A 2555-nucleotide genomic window follows, 5' to 3' on the forward strand; every position below is an offset into this window, starting at 1 on the left:
AAAATATAATATAACTATTCAAACTGCTTTTCAGAACGTTTAAATACAATAATCGTCAAAAGACAACATAAAATAATAAGGATAGCCATGGCTACAAGAATATTACTATACACTCCAGAAGAATAATTTATAAATTCCAGAACTAGTTTACGATTAATCAATTGTAGTGACAATAAACCTCCTACAATTGCTATACCTGTTCCCTCTGATAAAAAACTTGTGAAATTTAGCAAACTCATTCCAGAAGCAACTTCTTCTTCAGAAAGACTACTTGATACTATTTTTGATATAACTGTTTTAGTAAAAGATAATCCGCCCATAACAAATATAAACATAAAAGTAGTCAACCACATACTAAACTCAACAAAAAATGCAATAGTTAAAAAACTTATAGAGATAGACAATGATCCTAAAATAAAAACAAATAATGATCCTTTTCTATCCACTAAAAAACCACCAAAATAACCAAAAACAATAACACTCATGGTTCCAGGAAAAATAACACTATTACCTATTGTCGCTACATTTACATGATAAATAGTTTTCATCATATAAGGCACCATTGATATAAAACCAGCTACTATAGAAAATATTAGCCCACCAGAAAACAAACCAAGCATAAACGGAATGTTTTTCCCTAGTTTAGGATTAATAAAAGGGTTAGAAACTCTTGAAATATGTTTAATAAAAATCACAAAAAAGATTGTGAAGAGTATTAAAAAAGTCCAATTATAATTTGTCGTAAATAACATAAAACATATAATACTTATAGACATTAAAACAATACCTACGATATCTAATGTATTTTTTGTTGATTTACCAGGTACCATTACTTTAATAAGAAAAGGTATAGTTACTATTGTAATCATAGGAAGTATAAGTAGGTAAGACCAATGAATATAATGTGCTATTATTCCCCCTATTGAAGGACCTAACCCTTCACCTAAAGCTACAATTGATCCTATAAAACCAAAGGCTTTGCCTTGTTTTTTTCTTGTAATATTTCTAGCTACAACCACCATAATCAGTGAAGGGAATGCAGCAGATCCTACTCCTTGTACTAACCTACCAAAAATCAAAATAAAAAAGTGATTGTGACCAATAAAAGCAATCAATGAACCAAGACAGCTCAAACTAATACCAATAATTAACAATTTTTTTATATTTATATAATCAGATAATTTTCCATATACTGCTGTTCCTATCGAAAAAGTTAACATATATGCAGTGTTTACCCAGTTTGTAATTCCAGGAGTAGTATTAAAATGATTTGCAATATCAGGTAAAGAAACATTTAAAACCATTTCATTTAATACACTAAAAAATGAAAGAATACAAAGCCAAAATAAAACGCTATAAAACAAACCTTTAAATTTTTTATATAAACTAAACAATTTTACCTCTTTACTTGAGGTGACTAAAGTTTATAGGGGTAAATTATTCTTTCACCTCATATAAATTCCCCAAATTTTTAAATAGACACTTCATAAAAAAATCCTCCTAAATTAGAATAGTTTAAATATATCATTTTTGTTCAGTAATATTAATATGTACACTATTTCCAAAATTTAAATTCATGTTGCCAAAAATCGATTTGTTTTTGCAATTGTTTTTCGTTCGCTTTTAAAGTCGATTTCATTAAGTCCGTTAAATCGACTGGCGAAATTTCTTTTATCAAATTCTTATATTTTGTTCTAGAATTTCTGTGAAGCTTTCCCCATTCTTCTTCATCACTCAATAACATAAAAACTATTGCTCTATCCGCAGTGCGTTGGATAGTTTTCCAATCTGGTTGCAAGATATGTAAATCACTAAAGCAATCATTCCAGTAATCCACCATATCTCTTTTAAGTTCGATTTCTACACGCCATAAATGTTCAGACATAACTTCAGCATCTGCATTATCTTTACGTTCTTGCTTTTTATTATAAATTCTAATAAATCTATTACTATCTCTCACGCCAAAATATTTTGTTTCTGGCTTACCATTACGACCATAAAAAATAGTTTTCTTAACTGCTTTATCAGACATTGCATAGTAGTCACTCAAATCATCTTCAAAATCAAAGGCTAAATCTAATCTTGTAAAACCGTCATCTTCCATGTAGCTTATTATATTTTGTTTTAACCAAATCATTTCATCTCGTGTAAGTTTGTTTGGATTAAATTCAATACGCATATTACGTCTATCCCAACTATCTGCTTTCACTTTGTCATATTCAATATAAACTTTTTCTTGAAGTGCTTTAGCTTTAAACTTTGTTTGAAGAATATCCCAAAGTCTTATTTGGGGCTCTACACTCATAAATTTAGAAAGGGCTTGAGCGTTGTCTCGGTTGAGATTTCCAACGATCGTCATTGCATCAAAACTTAATTTTGGATCAGATATGCACACAGTATGTGCGTCCAACCGGCTATTAGAGTAGCCGGTTTTAGAAAAATTGTCTAAATCGTGATTTTCCAAATGATTTGAATGATTTGCATGATTGTTTTTATACATAAAAAATCGACTCCTTAATCTCAATTTCGTTTAAGGAATCGCTCACCCAAATATA

2 protein-coding genes are annotated in these 2555 nt (G+C 29.4%); both read right to left on the reverse strand.

Going from position 1 to position 2555, the window contains the following annotated elements; genetic code table 11:
• Positions 1-14 precede the first annotated feature (14 nt).
• Positions 15-1394 carry a tetracycline efflux MFS transporter Tet(K) gene (tet(K), locus tag HMPREF2930_RS00205; protein WP_000492283.1) on the reverse strand — a complete coding sequence of 460 codons (1380 nt, stop codon included), beginning with the start codon at positions 1392-1394 and terminating at the stop codon, positions 15-17.
• Between the two features lie 161 nt (positions 1395-1555).
• Positions 1556-2500, reverse strand: coding sequence for a replication initiation factor domain-containing protein (locus HMPREF2930_RS00210; RefSeq protein ID WP_000277654.1), 945 nt, complete (start codon positions 2498-2500; stop codon positions 1556-1558).
• Positions 2501-2555: the final 55 nt, after the last annotated feature.

The organism is Staphylococcus sp. HMSC068C09, from assembly GCF_001813735.1.
GTDB lineage: Bacteria > Bacillota > Bacilli > Staphylococcales > Staphylococcaceae > Staphylococcus > Staphylococcus hominis.

What these genes read in the sequence shown, in the direction of transcription:
- HMPREF2930_RS00210 (WP_000277654.1), bottom strand. Translation starts at nt 2,500, where the DNA reads ATGTATAAAAACAATCATGCAAATCATTCAAATCATTTGGAAAATCAC.